The following is a 21,417-nucleotide window of genomic DNA, read 5'->3' on the forward strand; positions in this document are numbered from 1 at the left end:
AATGGAAAAGACCTTTATCCGTCATATAGTTTCGGCCAGGGCCCTTGCAAAGGTCAAAACTGTCACATCCGCGGCACCTGCCCTCTTGAGAACGCGTGTTGCCGATGCGACCGTGGCGCCGGTCGTATAGACATCGTCGATCAACACGATCCGACGTCCGAAAATGTCATTGTCGCGACGGGGAGCGATGGCGAAAGCGCCGCGGACATTGTCCTGACGAGCACGGGCTCCGAGGCCGACCTGCTGGGTCGTTCGCTTGACGCGAAGCAGGGAGGAGGCGAGCAGAGGCTTGCCCGAGAGCAGGCTGAGATGCCGCGCAAGCTCCGCCGCCTGATTGTATTTGCGCGAGAACAGCCGCACGCGATGGAGGGGAACGGGAATGAGCGCATCGCATCGCGCGACCGCGCCGTCGCTGGCGCGCAACATCCACGCCGCCATCATCGGCGCCAGATCGGTCCGATCACGATATTTGAGCCCGTGAACGAGATCGCGAACGACGCCGTCATGGATCGCGGCCGACCGCAGCCGGTCGAAGGGCGGCGGCTCCGCGATCGCACCGGCACTCAGGATGCCGGCGCCGAGATCATGCGAAAAAGGACTGCCGAGCACTTCGCAATAGGGTCTCTCGATGAAGCGAATGGAACTCCAGCAGGCCGGGCAAAGGCTGCGATGCGTGCCGGTGGAAATGCCACAGCCGGCACAGCTCGGCGGGTAGAGGAGATCGGCCAGCGCCAGCCACGGTCGCGCAAACCCCGTTCGGCGGCCGGATATCGTGAATTCGAATTTGATCGTCCCCATATGAAGAAGACTAGCCTTTTCCCGCCACCTTTGCGAAGGGAAAAGCGTCGGCTGCAAAGCCGGGCAGCACGACATTGCGAATGCAGGAAATAACCCATGGATATCGTCTTCGACCAGATGCTGATTGCCGCCAACCGCCGCCGCGCCCTTGCGCAACAGGGCGCCAAGGCTGATTTCCTTCTGGAGATTGCCGCACAGGAAATGGCCGAGCGCCTGACGGTCGTGGAGCGACATTTCGACGAGGCGGTCGAACTTCATGGGGCAACCGGCATCGCCGGGCGGGAAGCGCTTGCGACCGGCAAGATCGGCCATCTGGCCCGGATCGAGAGCAACGCTGCTTTCGCGGCCTCCGGCGAAGACATCATCGAGGCCGAGTCGGAAGAGGTGCCGCTGGCTCCGCAATCCGTCAATCTCGTGCTGGCGCCCCTTAATCTGCATGTGACCAACGACACGCCCGGCATCTTCATCCAGATCCACCGGGCTCTGAAGCCGGATGGCCTCTTTCTGGCTGCAATCCCCGGCGCGGGAACGCTTCAGGAATTGCGGGATGTCCTGTTGTCGACCGAGATCGAGCTGAGCGGGGGCGCGAGCCCGCGCGTCATTCCCTTTGCCGATGTTCGCGATGTCGGCGGGCTGCTGCAGAGGGCGGGATTCAGCCTGCCGGTCATCGACGCGGAAACCTATACCGTTCGCTACGATTCCCTGTTTCCGCTGATGAAGGACCTGCGCGCCATGGGCATGGCCAATCCGCTTGCCGACCGCAGCCGCAAGCCGTTGACGCGCGCCTTCTTCATGCGCGCGGCCGAAATCTATGCGGAACGCTATTCGGACCCTGATGGCAGGATCAGGGCAACGTTTTCCATCATCTATGCCTCAGGCTGGACACCGCATGAGAGCCAGCAGAAACCCCTGCGCCCCGGCTCGGCAAAGGCGCGGCTTGCCGATGCCCTCAAGGTCGAGGAACACAAGCTGAAACAATAGGATTCGATAATTGGCAGGCCGGCAGCAAAAGCTTACGGAGCAGGCTGCTCGATGTTGTTTGCCACCGTGCCGAATACGTTCTGGAGACTGCTCCCGATCGCTCCGACCCCGGCGATAAGACTGACCGAGATGAGTGCGGCAATAAGGCCATATTCGATGGCAGTCGCACCGGTTCTGTCCTTCAGGAAATTCCGAAAAAACGTCATAAAAGGTCCCCTGATCAATTAAATATCAGCGAACCCGATGCGAAGAGCATCCGATAAGCTGGTTAAATTCTAGCAACCGCTATCCGCACCATAACCTTGGACGACGCAAACCGAACCCGGCTCCTGCTGCAGCACGCTGCGGCGGATCGTGTAACGCTTGCCGTTTTCGGTCTTCGGGATGGAACCGGTGGTAATATTATCGAAATCCGGCGCGCTTGCGAGCACGCTCGACTTGGACTTATCGGAAAGCATGGGCGTCAGGATGAGCGAAAGCGCAACAGCCGCCGTGCCGAACAGCAGGGCGATGTTCAATGCTCCCGTCTTGCGCGACGTAAAAGAAGTCTGTTCCTTTTCGCGGACAGCCTTCCAGAAATCGTCGTCCATCATGTCAAGCCTCTTTACTCGTACGACAACCGCTTGATTGAGGCCGATCTTTGCCAGAAGGTATTAAACGATCTCTTAATATCCACAGCCAAAAGCGCTGTATTGTGTTCACATTTAAGTAATACGCTAAATTAGTTGAGATTCAAATCAGAGCAGATCCTGCAGGAAAGGAATAAGCGGCTCGTCGGCGGGCGGCATCGGATAATCGCGCAATGCCAGCGGCCGGACCCACTTGATCGCCTGGCCTTCCCTGCCCCGCGGTATGCCCTCGTAACGACGGCAAATGTAAAGCGGCATAAGGAGATGGAAGCTGTCGTAGGTGTGGCTCGCAAAGGTCAGCGGAGCAAGGCAGGGGATGCGCGCCGTGATCCCAAGCTCCTCGTCGAGTTCCCGCACAAGTGTCTCCTCCGGCGTCTCTCCGGCCTCGACCTTGCCCCCAGGAAACTCCCACAAGCCGGCCAGCGATTTCCCTTCCGGGCGTTGTGCCAAAAGAATACGACCATCCGTATCGATGAGCGCACAGGCGGCGACGAGGAGAATTTTGCGGCCGCCTTCGCTCACCGGACGTCCTTCGGCCGCCAATAGCGGTAACGATATGCTTCGCGAAAGCCGAAGCGGGCGTAAAGGCCGAGTGCCGGCGCATTGCTCGCGCCGACCTGCAGCCAGCCGATCTTGGCGCTGCGCATTCGCGCCCAGCGCAATGCTGACGAAAGGATCTCGACGCCAAGGCCCTTGCGCCTGTGGTCGGCTGAAACAGAGAGCGACATGATCCCGGCGAGATCATTGTCCTGCACGCAAAGCACGGTCGCCATCGGCCCCGCCTCGGCGTCCTCGATGACAAACAGGCCGGTTGGCGGCTTGATGCCGCTGACAACCTCAGCCAGAGCCGGCTTGAGCGCCGGATCGGAACGATCGACCAGCAGATTGGCATCGACGAAACGACCTACATCGTGGCTCGGCAGGTGATCGAGCATATCGGGCAGCTCGATATCGCCGAGGCTGGCGGTCATCACGACCGTTTCCTCAAAGCAGGTCCAGTCCTCGCGGCGCAAAAGATCCATCAGGACAGGCGGTGCGAGTGGTGTTTCGCGCACCACGATCGGCCGTCCATATGCTTCGAACTTGCGCTGCGCCTTCTGCAGGCGGATTTCGACGTCGCGATGATCGGATGGATCGAGCGGAACGATGGAGTTCAGCCGCTTGGAAGGATGGCCAGCCGTCAGCCGCACCTGCCAGCTTCCGTCATATTGAACGGACGAAGCCGGCCAGGCCCGGAAACCGACGGCCTCAAGCCTGCGCACAAGCGGCAGATTATTCAAAGGGGTAAGCGCATGCATCAACGACGGTCAGCTCCGATAGTCGCCATTGATGGCAACATATTCCTTGGTGAGGTCGCAGGTCCAGACCGTGGCCTTTCCGCTGCCAAGACCCAGATCGACTTTCAACGGGATATCCTGCCCCTTCATGACATTTGAGGCGGCCTCTTCGGAATAGTCGGGATCACGCTCGCCGTTGACGGCGACGCGGACATCGCCGAACCAGATCGCCAGCTTGTCTCGGTCCGCGGCCTCGCCGGCCTTGCCGACGGCCATGACCACGCGACCCCAATTGGCGTCCTCGCCGGCAGCCGCCGTCTTGACCAGCGGCGAATTGGCGATCGACAACGCGATCGTCTTGGCTGCCGCATCGCTTTCAGCGCCCGTGACGGTGATCTCGAGCATCTTGGTGGCGCCTTCACCGTCGCGGGCGACTTGGATGGCAAGATCCTTGAGGAGATCATCGAGTGCTGCGCGGAAAGCGGAAACGCGCGGATCGTCGGCACGGTCGATACGCCCCTGGCCGTCGACCGAAGCGGCGCCGGTTGCAAACAGCATCAGCGTGTCCGAGGTGGATGTATCGCTGTCGACGGTCATCGAGTTGAAGGAGGGTTCGACACCGGCAGAAAGAAGCGATTGCAGGACCGGCGAAGCGATATCCGCATCGGTCACGACGAAGGAAAGCATGGTCGCCATGTCGGGGGCAATCATACCGGCGCCCTTGGCGATGCCGTTGATCGTGACCTTGACGCCATCGATCACGGCGCTGCGCGTCGCGACCTTCGGATAAGTATCCGTCGTCATGATCGCCTTGGCGGCTTCGAACCAGAAATCGCCTGTCGCTTGGGCGTGCATGTCGCCAAGCACGCCTGCAAACTTGGTGGCATCGAGCGGCTCACCGATGACGCCGGTCGAGGCGAGGTAGACTTCGTTCTCGCCGCAACCGACCGCTGATGAGGCCGATTTTGCGGTCAGCTCGGTCGCCTGGCGACCCTTAAGGCCCGTGAAGGCATTGGCGTTGCCGGAATTGACGACGACGGCGCGCGCGGTCCCATGCGAAAGGTTGCTGCGGCAGAAATCGACGGGAGCCGAAGGGCACTTCGAACGGGTGAAGACGCCGGCGACGGATGCCGGCTTGTCGAAGACCATGAGAAGCACGTCGGTCCGGTTCTTGTACTTGATACCGGCGGACGCGGTCGCCATGCGCACGCCGCGCAGGGCCGGCAGCGAGGCGAAGGATTTAGGAGCAAGCGGAGAGACGGAACCGGACATGGGGCAACCTCGATAGTAAAGGGCCCGGAAAAACCGGGCCCTGATTGTTGTTACTGCTGCGGCTGCGCGTCGGGCTGTGCCGCATCGGGCTGGCCGGCGTCCGGCTGAACCGCCGAGGCGTCGCCCGGCTGCGGCTGCTTGTTGGCGTCTTCATAGCCCTTGGCGAGCGCCGGATCGGTGATCTCGACCTTTTCCGAAGCCTTGGCCTGGTTCAGGAGATCAAGATACTTGTCGCGCATGACGAGCTGCTTGACCTGATCCTGTACCTGGTCGAACGGCGGAGGAGGAGCGTCGCGCTTGTCTTCGACCTTGATGACATGGAAGCCGAAATCGGTCTTAACAGGGGTCTTGGAATAGGTGCCGACCGGCATGGCGAATGCGGCGTCCTCGAATTCCTTGACCATGCGGCCACGGGTAAAGTAGCCGAGATCGCCGCCATCAGCCTTGTTCGGATCGGTGGACTTTTCCTTGGCCAGCGCAACGAAGTCCTTGCCGGCGTCCAGTTCCTTGATGATTTCCTTGGCTTCGTCCTCGGTCTTTACGAGGATGTGACGGGCATGCACTTCTTCCTGCTTGGGAAGAGCGGCAACTTCCTTGTCGTAGCGAGCCTTGACTTCATCAGGCGTTACGGCGTCGACGACGTGAGCCTTGAAATAGGCGTTGTGCAGCTCGCGGTCCTTCAGGTAGGCCATGCGGCTCTTGAAATCATCGCTCTGGTCGAGCTTTTCGGCGGCCGCCTTCTGCGACAGCAGCTTGACGTCGATGGCAGCCGACAGTGCTGCGACCTTCTTCTGATCGTCCGGAAGCTGTGCGAGCTGAGGATCGAGGTTGGCAACAGCCAGATTAAGCTCCGACTGATGGATTTCCACAGTGCCCACCTTGGCAACGACCGCGTCCGTGGCATCGGCAGCGAAGGCCGGGACCTGGAACGCAACAACGGTTGCAAAAGCAACAGCGGCAAGTTTGTTGTAGCTCAACATAAAGTATCCCTTTGGAGTTCGCACCGGCTTCAACCACGCGAAACCGGCCGGAAAAAAGCCTTCAGCATCAGAATGTGGCCTTTCTGTATCGGCCAATCCCGTTGACATCAATCGACCCCCCTCTTATCTGTCACGCAACCTCGCGTCCAGAACAGTTTCCGGACGTTTCATGCGATAGGCCGATTTTTTCGGGACGGATATTGCAGGAAACGTCGGATGTAAATCAGAAAGGACCAGTCATATGGTCAGCTTTGGTGGAATAGCCCGAAAGTTGTTTGGCTCGGCCAATGATCGCCGTGTCCGGTCGTTTCAGCCCAACGTCGCGGAAATAAACGCGCTCGAAGAGAGCATGCGCGCCTTGTCGGATGAAGCACTGGCAGCCAAGACGGCTGAATTCCGCCAGCAGCTCGCCGATGGCAAATCGCTGGACGACCTGTTGATACCCGCTTTTGCCGTGGTCAGAGAAGCTTCGCGCCGCGTTCTGGGGATGCGGCCTTTTGACGTACAGCTCGTCGGCGGCATGATCCTGCACTCGAACGCCATTTCGGAAATGAAGACGGGCGAAGGCAAGACGCTGGTTGCGACCCTGCCCGTCTATCTGAACGCACTTGCCGGCAAGGGCGTCCACGTGGTGACCGTCAACGATTATCTGGCGCAGCGCGATAGCGCGACGATGGGCCGCCTCTATGGCTTCCTCGGCCTGACCACGGGCGTCATCGTCCATGGCCTCGACGATGACGAGCGCCGTGCTGCCTATGCCTGCGACATCACCTACGCCACGAACAACGAGCTCGGTTTCGACTATCTGCGCGACAATATGAAATACGACCGCGGCCAGATGGTCCAGCGCGGTCACAATTTCGCGATCGTCGACGAAGTGGACTCGATCCTGGTCGACGAAGCGCGCACGCCGCTGATCATCTCCGGCCCGCTCGATGACCGCTCGGAACTCTACAACACGATCGACGCCTTCATCCCGATACTGACGAAGGATGATTACGAAATCGATGAGAAGCAGCGGTCGGCCAACTTCTCGGAGGACGGCACCGAAAAGCTCGAAAATCTTCTGAGGGATGCCGGACTCCTGAAGGGCGAGTCGCTCTACGACATCGAGAACGTCGCGATCGTTCACCACATCAACAATGCGCTGAAGGCCCATAAGCTCTTCACCCGCGACAAGGACTACATCGTCCGCAACGGCGAGGTGGTCATCATCGACGAATTCACCGGCCGTATGATGCCGGGTCGCCGCTATTCCGAAGGCCAGCACCAGGCGATCGAAGCCAAGGAAAAGGTGCAGATCCAGCCGGAAAACCAGACGCTGGCCCAGATCACCTTCCAGAACTATTTTCGCATGTACGAGAAGCTGGCCGGCATGACCGGTACGGCGCAGACGGAAGCGGAAGAATTCGGAGACATCTACAAGCTGGAAGTGCTTGAGGTCCCGACCAACCTGCCGATCAAGCGTATCGACGAGGACGACGAGGTCTATCGTACGGTCGAAGAGAAGTACAAGGCGATCACGACGGAGATCATCGACGCACACAAGCGCGGCCAACCGGTTCTCGTCGGCACGACCTCGATCGAAAAGTCGGAATATCTTGCCGAGCGCATGCGCAAGGAAGGCTTCACGAACTTCCAGATCCTGAATGCCCGATATCACGAGCAGGAAGCCTATATCGTCGCCCAGGCCGGCGTGCCCGGCGGCGTGACGATCGCCACCAATATGGCCGGTCGCGGTACCGACATCCAGCTCGGCGGCAACCTCGAAATGCGCGTCGAGCAAGACCTCCACGATGTCGAGCCGGGTCCGGAACGCGACGCGAAGATCGAAGCGATCCGCGAAGAGATCAAGCAGTTGAAGGAAAAGGCGCTCGCTGCCGGCGGTCTCTACGTCATTGCGACAGAGCGCCACGAAAGCCGCCGCATCGACAACCAGCTGCGCGGCCGCTCCGGTCGCCAGGGCGACCCGGGCCGTTCGAAATTCTATCTGTCGCTCCAGGACGACCTGATGCGCATCTTCGGCTCCGACCGTATGGACGGCATGCTGCAGAAGCTCGGTCTCAAGGAAGGCGAAGCAATCGTCCACCCCTGGATCAACAAGGCACTGGAACGCGCCCAGAAGAAGGTCGAAGCCCGCAACTTCGATATTCGCAAGAATCTCCTGAAGTATGACGACGTGCTGAACGACCAGCGCAAGGTCATCTTCGAACAGCGTGTCGAGCTGATGGAGGCCACAAACCTCGACGAGACTGTCGGCGACATGCGCCATGAGGTCATCGAGGATCTGGTCACCAAGCATATCCCCGAACGCGCCTATGCGGAAAAATGGGATGCGGACGGCCTGAGGACGGCCCTCGTCAATCTCTTCGATCTCGACCTGCCGGTTCATGACTGGGTCAAGGAAGAAGGCATCGCCGAAGACGACATCCGCGAACGCATTACGGAAGCCGCAGACAAGGCCGCCCAGGAAAAGGCCGAGCGCTTCGGCCCCGAGATTATGGCCTATGTCCAGCGTTCCATCGTTCTGCAGACGCTGGATGGCCTGTGGCGCGAGCATATCGTCAACCTCGACCATCTGCGTTCGGTCATCGGCTTCCGCGGCTATGCCCAGCGTGATCCGCTGCAGGAATACAAGGCCGAGGCTTTCGAGCTGTTCAACTCGCTGCTCAACAATTTGCGCCAGGCGGTTACCGCTCAGCTGTCGCGCGTTGAGCTGGTCCAGCAGCCGGCTCCGGAACCCGAGCCGCCGGTCATGCAGGTTCATCACCTCAACGCGACGACCGGCGAGGACGAATTTGGCAGCATCCTCCCGGCCAATGATCTTTTCGTGGCACCGGCCGAGCGCGATCCGCAGAATCCCGCCACCTGGGGTCGTATCGGCCGCAACGAGGCCTGCCCTTGCGGCTCCGGCAAGAAGTACAAGCATTGCCATGGCGCTTTCGAGCACCAGGAAACTGTTTGATCTTCTGCAACAGGATTTATCATTTCAGATGCCGCCTTCGGGTGGCATTTTGCTTTGTAGTTTCAATACTTACGGTCGGTGCTCGATTTTTCGAAAAGCACCTGAATTGAGCCCATCACATTGGGTAAAATGCCTGCAACAACACCGTTTCTTAACCCTGATCTGGCATGACTGATGTACAGTCAGAGCTTTGTTTAGAGTATTGCGTATTGTTCATGGCGGTCATCGAAACAGCGGAAAGAATGCTGCCCTCTGGGCTGCGGGCAACGCTGTCGCCGTCACTTCAGAAGCTCGGCGCGATCCTTGGCGACCGCAGCGAAAAGGCCGCCTCGCAAAGAATGGCGCTCGTCGCCTTCGTCATCCGCATCGCCAGCGCAGCACTCGCCTTCCTGTCCCAGATCTTCCTTGCCCGCATGATGGGCGAGTTCGAATACGGCATCTTCGTTTTCGTCTGGGTGCTGATGATCCTTTTCGGCAATCTTGGCTGCCTCGGGTTCCACACCGCCGTCATCCGCTTTCTTCCGCAATACAAGGCCGATGGCGCGCATGCCGAGATCCGCGGGCTCACCAGCACCGCGCGCCGCTTCGCACTGGCGCTTTCAGGCAGCCTTGCCCTAGTGGGTATCATCGCCCTGCACTTCCTCGGCGGAATGATCGAAAACTATTATGTGATGCCGATCTTCCTCGGCCTCATCGCCATGCCGATGATCGCGCTTGGCGACATTCTCGACGGCACGGCGCGGGCAAACCACTGGCCGGTCATGGCGCTGAGCCCGACCTTCCTCATCCGTCCGACGCTGATCATCACCTTCATGCTGGCGGCAATCCTCGCTGGCGCATCCCATAGCGCCGTTACCGCCATGCAGGCAGCACTCGCCGCCACCTTCGCCACTGTCCTGATGCAATATCTCGCCGTGACTGCACGGCTGCGCCATCACTATTCGACGGGCCCGAAAGTCATCGACTTCCCTGCCTGGCTGGCCGTCGCCTTTCCGATCTTCCTGATCGAGGGCGTGAGCTACCTGCTCACCAATTCCGACGTCGTCGTCGTTGGCATCTTTCTCGATCCCGAGCAGGTCGCGATCTATTTCGCAGCGGCAAAGACGATGGCGCTGGTTCATTTCGTCTACTTCTCGGTCAAGGCAGCGGCCGGTCCGCGGTTTGCAAGCATCATCGCCGAAAATGATCGGGGCAAGCTCGCCGCCTTTGCCGCCGAGACCGCGCGCTGGACGTTCTGGCCGGCGTTGGCGGTCGGGCTCGCGGTTCTTGCCGCGGGGCAATTCCTGCTTTCCCTCTTTGGCGCCGCCTTTATGTCCGGGCATCTGGTGATGGCCTTTCTTCTTGTCGGCATCCTCGCAAAGGCTCTGGTAGGCCCCGGCGAAGTATTGCTGATAATGGCCGGCAAGCAGAGGCTCTGCGTCTATCTCTACGCCGCTGCCCTTGCCGCCAACATCGGCATCAACGTGACGCTGATCCCGCATTTCGGCATCGAGGGCGCTGCAATCGCCACGGCTTCCGCAATGGTGGTCGAAGCTGTTCTCCTGCATATCGCCGTGCGCCATACGCTCGGCATCGTCCTTTTTGCTTTCATCCGCCCGCATATAACAACCATGAACGCCAAGGCTTCCTGATAATGGCGCGTCCCCCGCTGACCCAAAGCACCGACAGCAAGGCCAATGCCATGATGCATGGGCTGGCCTCCCTGCATTTCGAGGCGCCGCAGGCCGAGGTTCGCGTCGAGATCGGCCGGCCGGGCCGCGAGCTTTCGCTCTATCCGGCCAAGCTCGGCTATGAACTCCAGGACGAACTCGATTTTCTCTCGAACCGGGCGATGGAGCCGAACGTATTCTTCTCCGGCCGGTTTCTCGCGCCTGCCATGCCGCGTCTGGAAGACCGTCAGGTTCGTCTTGCGCTGATGCGCGACGACAACGGCCAACGCAGCCGCATGCGCCTGCTGATGCCGTTCACGGTCGACAAGCCGGGTCTGGCTGTCGGCCCATCGATCATTCGCGTATGGGCAAATTCCTTCGCCCCGCTCGGAACCCCCTTGGTCGACGGCGAGGAAGCAGCCGAGACGATGGACAACCTGTTCGAGGCGCTGGCAAGGCCCGAGGCGCGTCTGCCGGCCACGCTGGTCCTGCCGGATCTGCGCCTCAACGGCATTTTCGCGCAGATGGCAAAGGCCGTGGCACTCAGCCGCAACCTGCCGGTCACGATCTCCAATCCGTATCAGCGGCCGATGCTGCAAAGCTATGATGACGCCGACACCTACCTGCGCCGGACGATCTCTTCATCGCATTTGCGCGAAATGCGCCGGCAATGGCGGCTGCTCGAACAGCATGGCACCGTCACCTACAATCTTGCCCGCCAGCCGGGCGAAGTGCATCTGCGCATGGAAGAATTCCTGGCGCTGGAGGCGAGCGGCTGGAAGGGCAAGAAGCGCAGCGCGCTGGTCCTCGACCGTTATCACGCCGCCTTTGCCAGAGAAGCGGTCTCCAATCTCGCCGCTGTCGATGCCGTGCGCATTCATACGATCGACCTCAACGGCGCGGCGATCGCATCGATGATCGTGCTGATGATGGGCGGCGAAGCCTATACCTGGAAGACCGCCTATAACGAGGAATACTCTCGCTTCTCCCCCGGCAAGCTGCTGATGGGCGAACTGACCGAATGGCATCTCGACGACGCCAACATCGTGCGCTCGGATTCCTGTGCCATCCCCGATCACCCGATCATGAGCCGCTTTTGGCAGGAACGGGAAGAGATGGGCACTTTGATCATCGGTCTGTCGCAGAACGGAGACCGGGACGTCCGGCAGGTGGCAGCCCAGCTTCACATGTACCGAAGCACACGCAATATCGCCAAGCGCCTGCGCGAAAAGATCATGTCGCTGGCTGGCCGGTAAAGCCCGCTTCAAGCTCGCCTGCTTCAAGCTCCCCCGCCTCAACTTCCATTGAAGCGCGTTCGCGCAATTGCCGGCGGATGACCTTGCCCGATGTGGTCAGGGGCAGCGCATCGACGAATTCCACTTCGCGGGGATATTCGTGCATCGAAAGCCGCGTCTTCACCCAATCGCGAATGTTCTCGGCAAGCGCCAGGCTCGGTTCATGGCCTGGAATGAGCACGACATAGGCCTTGACGATCTCCGTGCGCACCGGATCAGGCTTGCCGACGGCGGCCGCCATCTGAACGGCGGGGTGGCCGCCGAGACAGTCCTCGATCTCGCTCGGGCCGATGCGATAACCGGATGAGGTGATGACATCGTCGTCGCGACCGACAAAGGAGATGAAGCCCTCGGCATCCTGCTTTCCCAAATCGCCCGTCAGCAGCCAATCGCCGGCGAATTTGGCCTCGGTTGCCTTCTCGTCCTGCCAATAGCCGAGAAACATGACGGGATCCGGCCGCTGAATGGCGATCTGGCCCGCCTCACCCGCCGGCAGCACCCTGCCCTTGCTATCGACGATGGCGACCTTGTGCCCGGGTACCGGCTTGCCGATGGCGCCGGGCTTGCTGACGCCGAAGGCGGCGCTCGACGAGAGCACGAAATTGCACTCCGTCTGCCCGTAGAAATCGTTGACGGAAACGCCGAGCGTTGCATGCGCCCACTCATAGGTCTCGCGGCCCAGCGCTTCCCCGGCAGAGCCGATCGTCCGCAGCTTCAGATCATAGATGCTGCGAGGGTTCTCGACCGATTTCAACAATCGCAATGCCGTGGGTGGAATGAAGGCGTTGCGGATATCCATCTCAGCCATGATGCGGAACGCCATGTGCGGATCGAACTTCTGCGCCGGCGACGACATGACGGGGACGCCGAGCATGAGGCTCGGCAGCAACGCATTGAGAAGACCGCCGGCCCAGGCCCAGTCCGCCGGCGTCCAGAGCCTGTCACCCGGCTGCGGAAAGCCCTCATGGGCAAACTGCATGCCTGGAATGTGACCGGCGAGAACCCGGTGGCCGTGAAGCGCGCCCTTCGGTGGACCCGTCGTGCCCGAGGTGAAGATCATCAACGCCGGATCGTCGGGGCCGGTATCGGCGACAGTCAAACGGGACGGATGGGCGGCTACCAGATCGGCAAAACCCAGGACATCTCCCTTGGCACCATCGATACTGATGACGTGGGCGAGACCGGGCAGGCCGTCGCGAACCGGTGCCAGTCGCTCCAGACCGAAGGAATTCGTGACGATCGCGTGAGCGCCGGACACTGTCAGCCGATATTCCAGCGCTTCCGCCCCGAACAGCAGAGCAAGCGGCAGGGCGATGCCACCCATCTTGTAGATTGCCGCATGCGCCACGACCGTCTCGAAACTTTGGGGCAGAAGCAGCGCGACCCGATCGCCGCGCTTGATGCCGAGCGCAAGCAGCGCATTGGCAAGGGAATCCGATCGATCCTTAAGCTCGCCATAGGTCAGCGACGAGTGCCGCCCGCCCGGATCGAAATGCTGAAGACAAACACGATCGGGCTCACGCGCGGCCCAGGCATCGCAGATGACATCGCCTATGTTGAAGCGCGCCGGGATATCCCAGCGAAAATCGCGATAAAGCGCGTCGTAACTATCTTGCAAAAGCAGTTTCATACCGAAATCCGATAAATGCTGCATTGCAGCTAACACCGATGGCTGCGTCAGGAAAAGTATTTTGTCGGCTATTTCGATCGGAGCGAGCTTATTTGTAAGTCTGCCTTAAAAGCCTATTGCGGATTATTGAGCTAATTGCCGCAACCGCTCTTCGTTAGCTTGGCGTATGATCATGGGTAAACTCTGCCTCCCCAGGGAGTGAGCCTCCCAGAGGAGACGGAACGTTTCTGCATCGGACCTACAACAGGATGGAGAGCATCGATGGAATACGTGAAGTTTGGCGCGACCGGCCTTGAGGTCTCTCGCATCTGCCTCGGCTGCATGACCTATGGCGACCCGAATCGCGGCACGCATGAATGGTCGCTCAACGAGGAAATGAGCCGCCCGCTGATCCGGCAGGCGGTCGAACTCGGCATCAACTTCTTCGATACCGCAAACACCTATTCCAACGGCTCCTCGGAAGAAATCGTCGGCCGCGCCATCAAGGATTTCGCCCGCCGCGACGACATCGTGCTCGCAACCAAGGTTTTCAACCGCATGCGCCCCGGCCCAAACGGCGCCGGCCTGTCGCGCAAGGCGATCTTCGACGAGATCGACAACAGCCTTCGCCGTCTCGGCACCGACTATGTCGACCTCTACCAGATCCATCGGCTCGACCACACGACGCCGATCGAGGAAACGCTGGAAGCCCTGCATGACATCGTCAAGGCCGGCAAGGCCCGCTATATCGGCGCTTCCTCCATGTATGCTTGGCAATTCGCCAAGGCGATCTATACGTCGCGCCTAAACGGCTGGACCCAGTTCGTCAGCATGCAGAACCACCTGAACCTGCTCTATCGCGAGGAAGAGCGCGAAATGCTGCCCTTCTGCCAGGACCAGAAGATCGCTGTGATCCCCTGGAGCCCGCTTGCCCGCGGCCGCCTGACCCGCGACTGGGACGAAACGACCGCCCGCTCCGAGACGGACGAATTCGGCAAGACGCTCTACACCCAGGCAATGGAAGCAGATCGTAGGATTGTCGAGGCCGTCGGTACGATCGCCAAGGCCCGCGGCGTTCCCCGCGCCCAGATCGCCACCGCCTGGATCCTACAGAAAAGCCCCGTCACCGCCCCGATCATCGGCGCCTCCAAGCCGGGTCACCTGACCGACGCCGTCGCCTCGCTCGCGATTAAGCTGACGCCTGACGAAATCGAGGCGCTGGAGCAGCCCTACATCCCGCACCGTGTCGCGGGCTTCAAATAAGACCCATATCGGGCCGCCCGTTCGACGACCGGCGGCCGCCACTACTTAGGCCGGAGGCATCTGCCACCGGTACCGGAATGTCAGGCTCGGGCCAGCAAAGCCTCGCGCAAAAATCTCTTCACGAGCCAGTCACAGTTCGGTCCTAACAGGCAGTAAGATCGCATTGCCTGACGCCCCTACAAGGACAGATCGATGACCACCATTCCTTTTGAAGCAAGGCGGTTCCAGTCCACTGCCGCCTATTATCTTCGCTACCGCGTCCCCTATCCGGATGCGCTCATCAGCCGCGTTGCCGAACGCAGCGGCCTGAAAGCCGGCGACCATGTGCTGGATCTCGGCTGCGGCCCCGGCCAGCTCGGCATCGCATTTGCCCGGCTTGCCGCCGCCCAAGTAACGGCGATGGACCCGGAGCCGGAAATGCTCGCCGCAGCGGCTGAAGGCGCAAAGGAAGCGGGCGTCGATATCGCTATCCGCCAGGGCTCTTCCTACGATATCGGTCCGGATATCGGAAAGTTGCATCTGACGGTCATGGGCCGTTCGTTCCACTGGATGGATCGCTCGGCCACGCTCGACGCACTCGACAAGTTGATCGAGCCCGGCGGTGCCGTGGTGCTGTTTCACGACAAGGGCGTTCTGGCCAACCCGAATTGGCACGGCATCGTCGAAAAATTGGCGGAGACCTATGCGCCGGAGCGGCGTGCCAACCACTTGTTGCGCAAGAGCAAGGATTGGCTGCCGCACGAAGCGATACTGCTGCGCTCGCGGTTCTGCAATCTGGAGCGGATCGGCATCATCGTCGAACGCCAGCTCGATATCGAAGACATCATCGGCCGCGTCTATTCCATGTCCGGCACCTCGCCGCAGGCGCTGGGCGACAAGGCAGGCGAGTTCGAAAGAATTCTGCGCTCCGAGCTTCAGGCTGTGTCTCCCGACGGCAAAGTCACTGAGATCGTTGAATCCCGAGGGCTCCTCGCTTTCCGCGATTGACGGTAGCAATTGCGAAAAGGACGCTAGTCGTCCTTTTTGCTTCCGGGACTATCCGGCAGGGACAGCTCCTGCCGGGTGGCCGACAGGAACTCATCGGCGAGAGCTGGATCATCCATGGCGCGCGCCAGGATGACGGCGCCCATCATGCTAGAGAGGCTCGCAAGCGCGCGCCTGCGCCGCTCTTCCGGCGTTTCGCCGGGAACGAGATCCTCCAAAATACCGGCAAGCGCCATCAGGCCGCCAGTAAAGGCCTCCTGCATGGCGGGACCATGTCGGCTTACCTCCTGCGTCAGCGATGCAAAGACGCAGCCATCGCCAAGATCCACGACATTGCGACGCGACAGATAGTGGTCCAGCAATGCATCGAGCGGCGCATCCGGGGATTTTTCCACCACAGCCTTCCAGCGCTCTTCCGTCCGCATGACCAGGTTCTTGCTGGCCTCGCAGGCAAGCTCGTCCTTGGAATCGAAGTGACCGTAGAAACCGCCATGAGTCAGCCCGGCCGCCTTCATGATCTCGGCAACGCCTATGCCGTCAAATCCCTTTTTCCGGAAAAGCTCCCCCGCGACCTCAATGATCTTTTCCCGGTTCTGCGCGAATTTCTCGCGGCTCACTCTCATCGACAGTCTCCAAAATTGCTGCTTGACAATTTATATGACAGCCATCATCAATAAGCAACAAATATGATGGCTATCATCTAAATCTTCTGCACAATCGTTCAAGGCAGAAGAGTGATTATGCCGTATCCGTCTGCGCCCGGCTCACCGAGCGGAGCAGTGGAATTTGTCGACTACAAAAACTGATCTTACGGGCCGTCTTCTTGGACAGCACACCAGAACTCAACGCGTGATTGGAAGGACGACATGGTCTCCACAGCACTTGCCTCCACTCTCGCCCGGCGCAACATCCATTATGGATGGGTCGTCGTGGCGGCTACCTTCCTCACCATGCTGGTCACCGCCGGCGCAATGGGCGCGCCGGGCGTTCTCATCAAGCCGTTGCAGGATGAGTTCGGCTGGGAGACATCGCAAATCTCCTCCGCGCTCGCCATCCGCCTGATCCTTTTCGGCCTGATGGGTCCCTTCGCCGCCGCCTTCATGAACCGCTTCGGTGTCCGCCGCGTCATCGTCTTCGCACTTGCGACCATCGGCGTCGGCTTCGTCGGCTCGCTGTTCATGACACACCTTTGGCAGCTTCTGTTGTTCTGGGGTGTCATCGTCGGCTTCGGAACGGGCCTGACCGCCATGGTGCTGGGGGCCACGGTTTCGACGCGCTGGTTCACCAAGCATCGCGGTCTCGTCGTCGGCATGCTCTCGGCAAGCTCGGCAACCGGCCAGCTCGTCTTCCTGCCGTTGATGGCGGAGCTGACCGAGCGCTACGGCTGGCGCGCCACCGTCCTTTTCGTCTGCGGCATGATCGCCGTGGCGGCGTTGATCGTGCTGGCGCTGATGCGCGATCGGCCTGCCGATCTCAACCTGCCGCTGGTCGGCGAAATCCACGTGACGCCCGCCCCGCCGCAGGCGACCGGACTGGCGACGCTGCTCGCCTCGCCGCTCGCAGTGCTGAAGGAAATATCCGGCACATCGACCTTCTGGATCCTGTTTGCCACCTTCTTCATCTGCGGCCTTTCCACCAACGGCCTCATCCAGACGCATTTCGTCACGCTCTGCGGCGATTTCGGCATCCTGCCGGTCGCAGCCGCCAGCATGCTCGCCGTCATGGGCATCTTCGATTTCTTCGGCACGATCGGCTCCGGCTGGCTCTCCGACCGGTTCGACAATCGCTGGCTGCTCTTCTGGTATTACGGTCTGCGCGGCCTGTCGCTGCTCTACCTGCCCTTCAGCCACTTCACCTTCTACGGCCTGTCGATCTTCGCCGTCTTCTACGGCCTCGACTGGATCGCGACCGTGCCGCCGACCGTGAAGATCGCCGCCGATCGCTTCGGTCGCGAAAAGGCAGGGCTCGTCTTCGGTTGGGTCTTCGCCGGCCACCAGCTGGGCGCCGCCACCGCAGCCTTCGGCGCCGGCCTGTCGCGCACCGAGCTCGAAAGCTACCTGCCCGCCTTCTTCGTCGCCGGCGCCTTCTGCCTGCTCGCCGCGATCCTTGCGATCACCCTTCGCAAGCCAGGTATCACGATCAGGGGCGCTGCCGTCGCCCACTGAGATCGGTAAACCCGAACGTACATGGCGGCATCAGCCGCCATGTACGAAAAGCCAACTATCCGAAAACGCTCGCCATTAGTTCGCCCACCCGTCTTGCGCGCCCCGGCGATCACATGCTAGACACCGCGCTCGTCAGTATCCCGTTGCCCCATTGGCGGAATTGGTAGACGCGCTCGACTCAAAATCGAGTTTCGAAAGAAGTGCTGGTTCGACTCCGGCATGGGGCACCACCTCTCCAAATGATCATTCTAAAATCAAGAAACTGCTGCGCGACCGCCTCCGCGACGGTTGCGACGAGCCAGCTTCGAATAAAACCCCTCCCCCAAGAATATTTAATCTGCAACGAGCGAAACAATATTCGCCCGAAGAGAGTTATTGAGGCCATCGGGGTGTTCAAACCAGCAATGAAGGAATGTAATCTTACGATTAGAGCGGCAAATCATGCTAAATCGACGCACATTCGTTTTGGACTTTGCCGCCGCCATGGCCGGCATACCGGGATATGCCGTTGCTCAAAAGCTGGGTCGCGAGAATATTGTGCAACTCCAGTATCCTCCCCCCTCCCCGTCACAAAACCTGCCCCATCAGGAGCGGCGGAAACCGTCGGCGGCCGAGATCCTCTTTGCGCGCGCAATCGTCAGCCGAACCCCCTATGGCCCGCGACCGATCGATATCGCGCAAAGTTTTGTCGACCGGTTCTCTCGCGCAAATCCCGCGGCGATATCGCAACCATCGCCGCCTGCAGCTCCCAATCCACTGATCTCGGAGTTCATCAAACCCGCCGGGCGCTTCTCAGGGCAAGACGACATCATCCCCTGGTGCGCTGCCTTCGTGAACTTCTGCATCGAGCGAAACGGAGGGGCGGGAAGCAACAGCGCCTGGTCACAATCATTTCTGGCGCCCCCATTTGAAAAAGTGACACAGCCCGAGGAAGGCGATCTGGCGGTCTTTACCTGCTATTCCCCGTCAAGCGACGCCGACATGGGATTGGGCCACGTCGCGTTCTTTCGCCGCATTTCTGAAAATGGCCAGATTGTCGTCGTCGGAGGCAACCAGTCCAATGGCCGACACACAAGCATAATTTCGGAAAAAGTCCTGGAGACGGGCAATCAGCCCGTGAAGAGGCGCCTGCCCAACGGCCAATATGTTACCGCCGTTATGCGTCTCAATGCCTTTGTGCGTCCGGGGTAGCGACACGCTCCCTGCGATCTCTGGCGTTCATGGAAAATGGGATAGACCCGGAATTGCCAAGGCAATCCGGCAGGGCCTCTCCGCCGCCCACCGGAGGGCGTGGGGAAACGGCTCACTATGCTTGCGCTGCGTATTTTTGTGTAGGCCGCACCCCGGGCAGCCCATCAAGGCAGAAGAAGACCCGGCCACCACTTCGTGACGCCGGGCCTCCGCGCCGCCCATCAAAGGGGGTGTGGAACGGCATCCTGTATGTGCCCCTCGCAAAGGCGACGGGTCCATCCGGAGCAATCGGATAGGGATAGCAAATCGATAATATCCACCGGTCCACGATCCGTTATGAGACGGATCGCGATCGCCAGGTTTAAAACGAGAGAGACGGAAGCTCAGGCAGCCAGACGCTCGAACTGCGTGCGAACGTTGGTGATGTAGAACTCGCCTGGGGACGGCGCCTTTACCATCTCCCGGACGATATCGCGCGGCACACCGGCGAAGAGGCGACGCTCGCCATTCTTGAATTCCAGGCTGAGCTGCTGGCGCTCCTTGTCGTATTGCAGGCCGACAATGATACGCGACTTGATGCGAATTTTTTCCATAACCTGACCCTGTTTTATATTGTTGGGTTCAACCTACAGGAAACACCCGAATATCCGGTCAACAGGGGTAGTTAACTCATGGTTTCAAAGGGATGGCCAATATGTATCGGAACGGAAATCGTCCGGAATACGCTCCAGGCGCGATAGCGCCTCGGCCACGAAACTGATCTGCATCTGCAGGTATCTGAGTGCCACAGGCATGGCCACGCCGGTCACGAATTGCCTGATGCGCCAGTCCTCGTAGCCGCTTTGCCGGACACGTCGTGCGGCCTCGGCCTTGACGTCTTCGCGCGTGGGAGCAGCAGGCCCGATTTCGAATACGGAATCCGGCGCAACACTGGTACCGCCCTCTATGACAAACAGCTTCATTTAAACTCCCTGAGATTCGCCATGGCATCCAGCTTGCGAAGGGATTGATCGCCTCGCAATGCACCAGGACCACGCCTGGGCACGGAAATGGGATGTCTGTTCAGCGAAGTGTCATGTTTGCCACATAGTTTGCCGACCGAAGAAATTTCGCTTCACGAAAAATTTTTGTTTTCAGGCACGTCCTTCACGCATCGGGCATTTACAGCAACATTTGCCGCACCTAATGCTCTTGCACCGCAACGGAAAGGAATTGAATGCTCCGCAGACTTTACGATTGGACCATGTCGCTGGCAGGTCGTCCGACAGCCGAAATATGGCTCGCAGTCATCGCCTTCGTGGAAAGCTCGATCTTCCTGGTCCCCGCGGACGTTCTCTTCCTGCCAATGTCGCTTGCAAGACCTCAGCGCGCCTGGCGCTATGCCCTGGTCGCGACGGTCGCCTCCGTTCTCGGCGGCATCGCCGGCTGGATGCTCGGCTATTACGCTTTCGAGACCATCGCCAAGCCGATCCTGGAATTCTACGGCAAGCTCGACGCCTTCGATAAGCTACGCCAGGGCGTCACCTACGAAACCGTCGTGCTCCTGCTGGTCACATCGGGCTTTGCGCATCTGCCGCCGATCAAGGTCGTGACGATCCTGTCAGGCGTCGCCAACATCAATCTCGGCCTCTTCATCATCTCGGCCATCATTGCCCGCGGCGCGCGCTTCTTCTTCCTTGCCTGGCTGCTGCGCCGTTATGGCGAACCGATCCGGCATTTCATCGAGAAGCGCCTCGGCATAATTGTAACCGCTGTGGCCGCCGTCCTCATCCTGCTTTATATCGCCTTCCATCTGCTGGTGCATTGAGACAACCTGACGGAGCCATGACATGACTGAGACATCGATCCGAACACGCGCCGGCTTCGGATATTCGCTTGTGCTGGTGATCGGCATGGCGGCCGTGGTGGGTTCCGCGCTCGGCTTCCAGTATATCGGCGGCTATATTCCCTGCGAGCTCTGCCTGTTGCAGCGCCAGCCCTATTACTACGGCATCCCCGTCGTTCTCGCCGGCGCAATCGCAGCGCTGGCAGGCGCTCCCGCCTGGATCACTCGGGCGCTGCTCGCGATCGGCGGCATCATGATGCTGGTCGGCGGCGGGATCGGCGTCTATCACGCCGGCGTCGAATGGCATTTCTGGGCTGGTCCCACAGCCTGCTCGACCACGGCAAGCAGCATGACGAAGAATGCCGGCGATCTGCTCACCCAGCTGAACACGATCAAGGGCCCGTCCTGCGACGCGGCAGCTCTGCGCATCTTCGGCATCTCCATGGCCGGCATGAACGTCATCGCAAGCGCCATCCTTGCCGCGATCGCCTTCACAGGCGTCCGCAAGACAGCATAGGGATCGTCAGGGAAAGA

Annotated in this window: 20 protein-coding genes, 1 tRNA gene and 1 pseudogene; 11 read left to right on the forward strand and 11 right to left on the reverse strand. The window is 60.2% G+C overall.

Features of this window, described 5'->3' with window-relative positions; all coding sequences use genetic code 11:
- Nucleotides 1-21: 21 nt before the first annotated feature.
- Nucleotides 22-798: a ComF family protein gene (locus tag EV561_RS12105; RefSeq protein WP_132521713.1), complete on the reverse strand. Its 777-nt coding sequence runs from the start codon at nucleotides 796-798 to the stop codon at nucleotides 22-24.
- A 96-nt stretch (nucleotides 799-894) separates the two neighbouring features.
- On the opposite strand from EV561_RS12105, the gene EV561_RS12110 reads away from it, so the two are divergent.
- The gene (locus tag EV561_RS12110; RefSeq protein WP_132521715.1) at nucleotides 895-1,779 is read left to right on the forward strand and encodes a methyltransferase domain-containing protein; all 885 of its coding nucleotides are present in this window, start codon (nucleotides 895-897) and stop codon (nucleotides 1,777-1,779) included.
- A 32-nt stretch (nucleotides 1,780-1,811) separates the two neighbouring features.
- On the opposite strand, the gene EV561_RS12115 is transcribed toward EV561_RS12110, so the two are convergent.
- From EV561_RS12115 to EV561_RS12140, 6 genes and pseudogenes are all read right to left on the reverse strand, one after another.
- On the reverse strand, nucleotides 1,812-1,985 hold the full coding sequence (locus tag EV561_RS12115; protein WP_132521717.1) for a Flp family type IVb pilin: 174 nt from the start codon (nucleotides 1,983-1,985) through the stop codon (nucleotides 1,812-1,814).
- 69 nt (nucleotides 1,986-2,054) lie between these two features.
- Nucleotides 2,055-2,369, reverse strand: coding sequence for a hypothetical protein (locus tag EV561_RS12120; RefSeq protein WP_132522597.1), 315 nt, complete (start codon nucleotides 2,367-2,369; stop codon nucleotides 2,055-2,057).
- 147 nt (nucleotides 2,370-2,516) lie between these two features.
- Nucleotides 2,517-2,930 (reverse strand): 8-oxo-dGTP diphosphatase MutT, encoded by a 414-nt coding sequence (gene mutT, locus EV561_RS12125; RefSeq protein WP_132521719.1) that lies wholly within the window; start codon nucleotides 2,928-2,930, stop codon nucleotides 2,517-2,519.
- Nucleotides 2,927-3,735, reverse strand: a pseudogene (locus tag EV561_RS12130) (GNAT family N-acetyltransferase). Before EV561_RS12130 ends, mutT begins: the two are co-directional and overlap by 4 nt.
- Nucleotides 3,716-4,957: a bifunctional glutamate N-acetyltransferase/amino-acid acetyltransferase ArgJ gene (gene argJ / locus EV561_RS12135; protein WP_132521721.1), complete on the reverse strand. Its 1,242-nt coding sequence runs from the start codon at nucleotides 4,955-4,957 to the stop codon at nucleotides 3,716-3,718. Before argJ ends, EV561_RS12130 begins: the two are co-directional and overlap by 20 nt.
- A gap of 50 nt (nucleotides 4,958-5,007) precedes the next feature.
- The gene (locus EV561_RS12140; protein ID WP_132521722.1) at nucleotides 5,008-5,937 is read right to left on the reverse strand and encodes a peptidylprolyl isomerase; all 930 of its coding nucleotides are present in this window, start codon (nucleotides 5,935-5,937) and stop codon (nucleotides 5,008-5,010) included.
- 241 nt (nucleotides 5,938-6,178) lie between these two features.
- Between EV561_RS12140 and secA the strand changes: the two genes are divergently transcribed.
- The 3 genes from secA to EV561_RS12155 all read left to right on the forward strand — a co-directional run bounded on the left by secA (nucleotide 6,179) and on the right by EV561_RS12155 (nucleotide 11,807).
- On the forward strand, nucleotides 6,179-8,902 hold the full coding sequence (gene secA / locus EV561_RS12145) for a preprotein translocase subunit SecA (protein ID WP_132521723.1): 2,724 nt from the start codon (nucleotides 6,179-6,181) through the stop codon (nucleotides 8,900-8,902).
- Between the two features lie 215 nt (nucleotides 8,903-9,117).
- Nucleotides 9,118-10,533, forward strand: coding sequence for a polysaccharide biosynthesis C-terminal domain-containing protein (locus EV561_RS12150; RefSeq protein WP_132521724.1), 1,416 nt, complete (start codon nucleotides 9,118-9,120; stop codon nucleotides 10,531-10,533).
- A 2-nt stretch (nucleotides 10,534-10,535) separates the two neighbouring features.
- Nucleotides 10,536-11,807 (forward strand): GNAT family N-acetyltransferase, encoded by a 1,272-nt coding sequence (locus EV561_RS12155; RefSeq protein ID WP_132521725.1) that lies wholly within the window; start codon nucleotides 10,536-10,538, stop codon nucleotides 11,805-11,807.
- Here EV561_RS12155 and EV561_RS12160 read toward each other — a convergent pair.
- A complete protein-coding gene (locus EV561_RS12160; RefSeq protein ID WP_132521726.1) occupies nucleotides 11,785-13,476 on the reverse strand; it encodes an AMP-binding protein in 1,692 nt (563 codons plus the stop codon). The two genes, EV561_RS12155 and EV561_RS12160, sit on opposite strands and share 23 nt — an antisense overlap.
- 261 nt (nucleotides 13,477-13,737) lie before the next feature.
- Between EV561_RS12160 and EV561_RS12165 the strand changes: the two genes are divergently transcribed.
- Both EV561_RS12165 and EV561_RS12170 read left to right on the forward strand, forming a co-directional pair.
- A complete protein-coding gene (locus EV561_RS12165) occupies nucleotides 13,738-14,718 on the forward strand; it encodes an aldo/keto reductase (protein WP_132521727.1) in 981 nt (326 codons plus the stop codon).
- A 192-nt stretch (nucleotides 14,719-14,910) separates the two neighbouring features.
- Complete coding sequence (locus EV561_RS12170) at nucleotides 14,911-15,705, forward strand: class I SAM-dependent methyltransferase (protein WP_132521728.1); 795 nt, start codon at nucleotides 14,911-14,913, stop codon at nucleotides 15,703-15,705.
- 23 nt (nucleotides 15,706-15,728) lie between these two features.
- Here the strand turns inward: EV561_RS12170 and EV561_RS12175 are convergent, their stop codons facing one another.
- Nucleotides 15,729-16,325: a TetR/AcrR family transcriptional regulator gene (locus tag EV561_RS12175; protein WP_132521729.1), complete on the reverse strand. Its 597-nt coding sequence runs from the start codon at nucleotides 16,323-16,325 to the stop codon at nucleotides 15,729-15,731.
- Nucleotides 16,326-16,568: 243 nt separating this feature from the next.
- On the opposite strand from EV561_RS12175, the gene EV561_RS12180 reads away from it, so the two are divergent.
- The 3 genes from EV561_RS12180 to EV561_RS12190 all read left to right on the forward strand — a co-directional run bounded on the left by EV561_RS12180 (nucleotide 16,569) and on the right by EV561_RS12190 (nucleotide 19,058).
- Nucleotides 16,569-17,867: an MFS transporter gene (locus EV561_RS12180; protein WP_132521731.1), complete on the forward strand. Its 1,299-nt coding sequence runs from the start codon at nucleotides 16,569-16,571 to the stop codon at nucleotides 17,865-17,867.
- 145 nt (nucleotides 17,868-18,012) lie between these two features.
- Nucleotides 18,013-18,097, forward strand: a tRNA-Leu gene (locus EV561_RS12185).
- 211 nt (nucleotides 18,098-18,308) lie between these two features.
- Nucleotides 18,309-19,058, forward strand: coding sequence for a CHAP domain-containing protein (locus EV561_RS12190; RefSeq protein WP_132521733.1), 750 nt, complete (start codon nucleotides 18,309-18,311; stop codon nucleotides 19,056-19,058).
- Between the two features lie 383 nt (nucleotides 19,059-19,441).
- Here the strand turns inward: EV561_RS12190 and EV561_RS12195 are convergent, their stop codons facing one another.
- Both EV561_RS12195 and EV561_RS12200 read right to left on the reverse strand, forming a co-directional pair.
- Nucleotides 19,442-19,651 carry a KTSC domain-containing protein gene (locus tag EV561_RS12195; RefSeq protein ID WP_132521735.1) on the reverse strand — a complete coding sequence of 70 codons (210 nt, stop codon included), beginning with the start codon at nucleotides 19,649-19,651 and terminating at the stop codon, nucleotides 19,442-19,444.
- Nucleotides 19,652-19,735: 84 nt separating this feature from the next.
- On the reverse strand, nucleotides 19,736-20,020 hold the full coding sequence (locus EV561_RS12200; protein WP_132521737.1) for a hypothetical protein: 285 nt from the start codon (nucleotides 20,018-20,020) through the stop codon (nucleotides 19,736-19,738).
- 254 nt (nucleotides 20,021-20,274) lie between these two features.
- On the opposite strand from EV561_RS12200, the gene EV561_RS12205 reads away from it, so the two are divergent.
- Nucleotides 20,275-20,865 (forward strand): YqaA family protein, encoded by a 591-nt coding sequence (locus EV561_RS12205; RefSeq protein WP_132521739.1) that lies wholly within the window; start codon nucleotides 20,275-20,277, stop codon nucleotides 20,863-20,865.
- A gap of 22 nt (nucleotides 20,866-20,887) precedes the next feature.
- Entirely contained in the window at nucleotides 20,888-21,400 is a 513-nt protein-coding gene (locus EV561_RS12210; RefSeq protein WP_132521751.1) for a disulfide bond formation protein B, read from the forward strand.
- Nucleotides 21,401-21,417 lie beyond the last annotated feature (17 nt).

This window comes from Rhizobium sp. BK376 (assembly GCF_004341625.1).
GTDB lineage: Bacteria > Pseudomonadota > Alphaproteobacteria > Rhizobiales > Rhizobiaceae > Rhizobium.

Coding starts and splice junctions, on each gene's coding strand:
- EV561_RS12195 (WP_132521735.1), bottom strand. CDS start 19,651: ATGGAAAAAATTCGCATCAAGTCGCGTATCATTGTCGGCCTGCAATAC.
- secA (WP_132521723.1), top strand. CDS start 6,179: ATGGTCAGCTTTGGTGGAATAGCCCGAAAGTTGTTTGGCTCGGCCAAT.
- EV561_RS12175 (WP_132521729.1), bottom strand. CDS start 16,325: ATGAGAGTGAGCCGCGAGAAATTCGCGCAGAACCGGGAAAAGATCATT.
- argJ (WP_132521721.1), bottom strand. CDS start 4,957: ATGTCCGGTTCCGTCTCTCCGCTTGCTCCTAAATCCTTCGCCTCGCTG.
- EV561_RS12110 (WP_132521715.1), top strand. CDS start 895: ATGGATATCGTCTTCGACCAGATGCTGATTGCCGCCAACCGCCGCCGC.
- EV561_RS12170 (WP_132521728.1), top strand. CDS start 14,911: ATGACCACCATTCCTTTTGAAGCAAGGCGGTTCCAGTCCACTGCCGCC.
- EV561_RS12210 (WP_132521751.1), top strand. CDS start 20,888: ATGACTGAGACATCGATCCGAACACGCGCCGGCTTCGGATATTCGCTT.
- EV561_RS12140 (WP_132521722.1), bottom strand. CDS start 5,937: ATGTTGAGCTACAACAAACTTGCCGCTGTTGCTTTTGCAACCGTTGTT.
- EV561_RS12105 (WP_132521713.1), bottom strand. CDS start 798: ATGGGGACGATCAAATTCGAATTCACGATATCCGGCCGCCGAACGGGG.
- EV561_RS12205 (WP_132521739.1), top strand. CDS start 20,275: ATGCTCCGCAGACTTTACGATTGGACCATGTCGCTGGCAGGTCGTCCG.
- EV561_RS12155 (WP_132521725.1), top strand. CDS start 10,536: ATGGCGCGTCCCCCGCTGACCCAAAGCACCGACAGCAAGGCCAATGCC.
- EV561_RS12120 (WP_132522597.1), bottom strand. CDS start 2,369: ATGGACGACGATTTCTGGAAGGCTGTCCGCGAAAAGGAACAGACTTCT.
- EV561_RS12160 (WP_132521726.1), bottom strand. CDS start 13,476: ATGAAACTGCTTTTGCAAGATAGTTACGACGCGCTTTATCGCGATTTT.
- EV561_RS12190 (WP_132521733.1), top strand. CDS start 18,309: ATGCTAAATCGACGCACATTCGTTTTGGACTTTGCCGCCGCCATGGCC.
- EV561_RS12200 (WP_132521737.1), bottom strand. CDS start 20,020: ATGAAGCTGTTTGTCATAGAGGGCGGTACCAGTGTTGCGCCGGATTCC.
- EV561_RS12150 (WP_132521724.1), top strand. CDS start 9,118: ATGGCGGTCATCGAAACAGCGGAAAGAATGCTGCCCTCTGGGCTGCGG.
- EV561_RS12180 (WP_132521731.1), top strand. CDS start 16,569: ATGGTCTCCACAGCACTTGCCTCCACTCTCGCCCGGCGCAACATCCAT.
- EV561_RS12165 (WP_132521727.1), top strand. CDS start 13,738: ATGGAATACGTGAAGTTTGGCGCGACCGGCCTTGAGGTCTCTCGCATC.
- EV561_RS12115 (WP_132521717.1), bottom strand. CDS start 1,985: ATGACGTTTTTTCGGAATTTCCTGAAGGACAGAACCGGTGCGACTGCC.